The 4,729-nt window shown below is 70.6% G+C and carries 4 protein-coding genes and 1 pseudogene; all 5 read left to right on the top strand.

Annotated elements, in window-relative coordinates:
* The coding region (locus tag AC2VON_RS07670; RefSeq protein WP_486952410.1) for an FtsW/RodA/SpoVE family cell cycle protein at positions 1-602 on the top strand (602 nt) is incomplete at its 5' end.
* 29 nt (positions 603-631) lie between these two features.
* Positions 632-1,738, top strand: coding sequence for an undecaprenyldiphospho-muramoylpentapeptide beta-N-acetylglucosaminyltransferase (murG, locus tag AC2VON_RS07665; RefSeq protein ID WP_486952412.1), 1,107 nt, complete (start codon positions 632-634; stop codon positions 1,736-1,738).
* 35 nt (positions 1,739-1,773) lie between these two features.
* Entirely contained in the window at positions 1,774-3,183 is a 1,410-nt protein-coding gene (murC, locus tag AC2VON_RS07660; protein WP_486952411.1) for a UDP-N-acetylmuramate--L-alanine ligase, read from the top strand.
* 5 nt (positions 3,184-3,188) lie between these two features.
* Positions 3,189-4,163, top strand: a complete 975-nt coding sequence (locus AC2VON_RS07655; RefSeq protein WP_486952409.1) for a cell division protein FtsQ/DivIB — start codon at positions 3,189-3,191, stop codon at positions 4,161-4,163.
* Between the two features lie 196 nt (positions 4,164-4,359).
* A pseudogene (locus tag AC2VON_RS07650) lies at positions 4,360-4,729 on the top strand (cell division protein FtsZ); the annotation flags it as partial.

Here is a 4,729-nt window from a genome sequence, read left to right as displayed (position 1 = left end):
TCGTCGGCGAAGAGCTCGGCTTCATCGGCGGGTTCGGATTGCTGGCGCTGTTCGGCTTGTTCGCCTACACCGGCATGCGTATCGCACGGCGCTCCGTAGATCCTTTCCTGCGGCTGCTGACCGCCACGACGACGATGTGGGTGATCGGCCAATCGTTTATCAACGTCGGCTACGTGATCGGCCTGCTGCCAGTCACCGGGATCCAGCTGCCGCTGATCTCCGCGGGCGGAACATCCACCGCGACAACACTTGTGATGATCGGCGTGATGGCCAACGCGGCACGACACGAACCCGAGGCGGTGGCAGCGCTGCGGACCGGCCGCGACGACCGGATGAACCGGCTGTTGCGGCTGCCGCCGCCCGAACCCTACGCGCCGACACGGGTCGAGGCGCTGCGCGCCCGGCTGCGGTCCGGCCCACAGCCCGGCGGCCGACAACCCGGGCAGCCCGGGCCGCGGAGTCGGTCGGCCGCGCGCTCAAGGCATCATGGAGGAGGCTCAGGCCGTAGTGGCCACGGCGGCCAACGCGGCCAACGCGGCCAACGCGGCCAACGATCGACGCGTGGTCGCACGCGCGCACTGGAAGGTCAGCGTTACGGGTGAACAACTCGGTCCCAAAGCCCGGCGCGCCGATGTCGGTCGTCCTGGCGGGCGGCGGCACCGGCGGCCACGTCGAGCCCGCGATGGCCGTCGCCGATGCGCTGACAGCCCTGGACCCGGACGTCCGGATCACCGCGCTGGGCACCAGACGCGGGTTGGAGACCAGGTTGGTGCCCGAGCGCGGATACCGACTCGCACTGATCACCCCGGTGCCGTTACCCCGCAAGCTCAACACCGGTCTGTTCCGGCTCCCGGTTCGCCTACGCAGGGCGGTGCGGCAGACCCGGGCGGTGCTCGACGACGCGGAGGCCGACGTGGTGATCGGTTTCGGCGGGTATGTGGCGCTGCCGGCATACCTTGCCGCCCGGGGCGTGCGCCGGCGTCGCATCCCGGTGGTGATTCACGAGGCCAATGCCAGGGCCGGGCTGGCCAACCGGGTCGGCGTCCGCACCGCACGGCGGGTGCTCTCGGCGGTTGGCGATTGCGGGCTGCGCGGCGCCGAGGTGGTCGGCGTTCCGGTGCGCGCGGCGATCACCAGGCTGGACCGTGCGGCGTTGCGATCCGCGGCCCGCGCCGCTTTCGGCTTCGCCGACGACGCGCGGGTGCTGCTGGTGTTCGGTGGGTCGCAGGGCGCGCGATCCATCAACCGGGCCGTCGCCAGTGCAGCGAAAGACCTTGCTGCCGCTGGTATTTCGGTGCTACACGTCTATGGTCCGAAGAACAGGCTGGATCTGCCGGAACCGGCCGGCGGTGATTCTCCGCGCTATGTCGCGGTGGGATACCTGGACCGGATGGATCTGGCCTACGCCGCAGCGGATCTGGCCATCTGCCGGTCGGGCGCGATGACGGTCGCCGAAGTGTCCGCGGTCGGGCTGCCCGCGGTCTACGTGCCGCTGCCGATCGGCAACGGTGAGCAGCGGCTCAACGCACTGCCGGTGGTCGAGGCCGGCGGTGGGTTGTTGGTCGCCGACGCCGAATTGACCGCCGGCTTCGTAGCCGGGACGGTAACCGAACTGCTCGCCGACGAGCCACGGCTGGCGGCGATGACCGCAGCGGCCGGGCGGGCCGGGCGTCCGGATGCGGCGCGGCGGGTCGCTCAGGTGGCATTGGACGTCGCGCGGCAGGGGCGGCGGCCTTGACCGCCGAGCTGCCGCCCGAGCTGCTGCGGGTGCACATGGTCGGGATCGGGGGAGCGGGCATGTCCGGCATCGCCCGCATCCTGCTGGATCGCGGCGGGCTGGTGTCGGGGTCGGACGCCAAGGAATCCCGTGGAGTGCGGGCGCTGCGTGCCCGAGGTGCGCAGATCCGGATCGGTCACGATGCGTCGTCGCTGGATCTGCTGTCCGGTGGGGTGACGGCGGTGGTCAGCACCCATGCCGCGATCCCCGACACCAACCCCGAGCTGGTCGAAGCCCGGCGGCGCGGCATCCCGGTGGTGCTGCGTCCGGCGGTGCTGACCAAGCTGATGGCCGGCCGCACCACGCTGATGGTCACCGGCACGCACGGCAAGACGACGACGACGTCCATGCTCGTGGTGGCACTGCAGCACTGCGGACTGGACCCGTCTTTCGCGGTCGGGGGCGAGTTGGGTGAGGCCGGCACCAATGCCCATCACGGCAGCGGCGGCTACTTCGTCGCCGAGGCCGACGAAAGCGACGGATCGTTGCTGGAGTACACCCCGAATGTCGCCGTGGTCACCAACATCGAATCTGACCACCTGGACTTCTTCGGCAGCGCCGACGCCTACACAGCGGTTTTCGACTCATTTGTGGCCCGCCTTGCCCCGGGCGCGGCGCTGGTGGCCTGTGCCGACGACCCGGGCGCGGCCGCACTGGCCGACCGCAGCGCCGGGCGCGGCATCCGGGTGCTGCGGTACGGATCGGGGCCGTCGCACACGCTGAGCGGGGAGTTGCTGGCTTGGGAACAGCAGGGTACCGGGGCGGTCGCGCAGATCACGTTGGCCGGGTTGACGCGGGTGATGCGGCTGTCGGTGCCCGGCCGGCACATGGCACTCAACGCGCTGGGGGCGCTGCTGGCCGCGGCCGAGGTCGGTGCGCCGGTCGAGCCGGCGCTCGACGGGCTGGCCGGGTTCGAAGGGGTGCGCCGCCGTTTCGAGTTGGTCGACATCGTGGGCTCGGTGCGCGTCTTCGACGACTACGCGCATCATCCGACTGAGATCAGCGCGACGCTGGCCGCGGTCCGCAATCTGCTGCAGCAGGGCGGGTCCGGCCGCAGTCTGGTGGTGTTTCAGCCGCATCTCTATTCACGGACAAAGGCATTCGCACCGCAGTTCGGCCGTGCGCTGGACGGCGCCGACGAAGTTTTCGTCCTCGACGTCTACGGTGCGCGCGAACAACCGATGCCGGGCGTGAGCGGGGCCAGCATTGCCGAGCACATCAGCGTGCCGGTGCACTATCTGCCGGATTTCTCCGCGGTGGCGCCGGAGGTGGCCGCGGCGGCCAGGCCGGGTGACGTCGTCGTCACGATGGGTGCCGGCGATGTCACCATGCTGGGCCCGGAGATCGTGACCGCGCTGCGGTTGCGGGCCAACCGAAGCGCACCCGGACACCCGAGGGTGCTGTGACGACCATGACGACACAGCCGAACGGCCCGGAGGAACCGTCGGTGGACCCGGTGGACGTCGACCCGGTCGTCGAACCCGGCGGCGGGGAGCCGACCGAGGAGTCGGCCGGGGAATCAGACGAAGGCACGGCCATCCGGCCCGCTGCCGAACCGGCGCCGGAGGACGTGGAGGGCCCACGCCGGCGGGCCCGGCGGGAACGCGCCGAGCGCCGTGCCGCCCAGACCCGGGCCGAGGCGATCGAGGCGGCCCGCCGGGAAGCCAAACGCCGGGCCCGGGCACGGCCGGGCGACGAGCCCAAATCCGTTTCGCGGGGCACCGTCCGGGGTTTGAAGGTGGCGCTGGCTGCGGTGCTGGCAGCGGTGGCGGCGATCGGCCTCGGGCTCGTCCTGTATTTCACCCCGCTGATGTCGGCACGGCGCATCGAGGTCACCGGGATCGGCGCGGTGAGTCGCGACGAAGTCCTCGACGCAGCGAGAGTGCAGCCCGGGACGCCGCTGCTGCAGATCGACACCGGCCAGGTCGCCGACCGTGTCGCGGTGATCCGGCGGGTCGCCAGCACCCGGGTGCGGCGCCAGTACCCGTCCGCGCTGCGGATCGCCGTCGTCGAGCGGGTTCCGGTGGTGGTGAAGGATTTCCCGGACGGCCCGCACCTGTACGACCGAGACGGAGTCGATTTCGCGACCGCGCCGGCACCGCCGATGCTGCCCTACCTCGATGTCGACAACCCCGGCCCGGCCGATCCGGCCACCACGGCAGCCCTGCAGGTGATGACCGCGCTGGCACCTGAGGTCGCCGGCCAGGTGAGCCGGGTGGCCGCGCCTTCGACCGCCTCGATCACGCTGACGCTGACCGACGGCCGGGTGGTGGTCTGGGGCGGCACCGACCGCACCGCGGAGAAGGCGCAGAAGCTGGCGGCCCTGCTGACCCAGGCCGGCCACACCTACGACGTGTCCAGCCCGGATCTGCCGACGGTCAGGTAGCGGCCCGCAACGAAAATCGGGCGAAATTTGCCCGCCATATCTCGGCGCGCCTGCCGAGATGACGAGCGTAGCGGCCATACCGTGGCGATTGCGCAGAACAACTTGACATAACTCTAAGCCTTTGGTTGAGGTTGAGGGTTTACCAGCTCAGTATCACCAGCGAGGAATTACGTCCCACCAGTGAGGAAGACAAACGATGACCCCTCCGCACAACTACCTGGCCGTCATCAAAGTCGTTGGTATCGGCGGCGGCGGTGTCAATGCCGTCAACCGGATGATCGAGCAGGGCCTCAAGGGCGTGGAGTTCATCGCCATCAACACCGACGCGCAGGCGCTGTTGATGAGCGACGCCGACGTCAAGCATGACGTCGGCCGCGACTCCACCCGTGGGCGCGGTGCCGGCGCCCACCCCCCGGGGGGCCGCAAGGCCCCCGAGGACGCCAACGACGAGATAGAAATGCAGCAGCGCGGTGCCGACAAGGTGTTGGTCACCGCCGCCGAGGGCGGCGGCACCGGTACCGGCGGTGCTCCGGTCATCGCCTCCGTAGCGCGCAAGCTGGGAGCGC

Source organism: Mycobacterium sp. TH-M82, from assembly GCF_057473605.1.
The sequence above is the reverse complement of the archived record's forward strand: the minus strand, read 5'-3'. Positions and strand labels throughout refer to the sequence as shown.

Bases quoted from the DNA above. Each gene is read 5' to 3' on its own strand.
- murG (WP_486952412.1), top strand. From the start codon at position 632: ATGTCGGTCGTCCTGGCGGGCGGCGGCACCGGCGGCCACGTCGAGCCC.
- AC2VON_RS07655 (WP_486952409.1), top strand. From the start codon at position 3,189: ATGACGACACAGCCGAACGGCCCGGAGGAACCGTCGGTGGACCCGGTG.
- murC (WP_486952411.1), top strand. From the start codon at position 1,774: ATGGTCGGGATCGGGGGAGCGGGCATGTCCGGCATCGCCCGCATCCTG.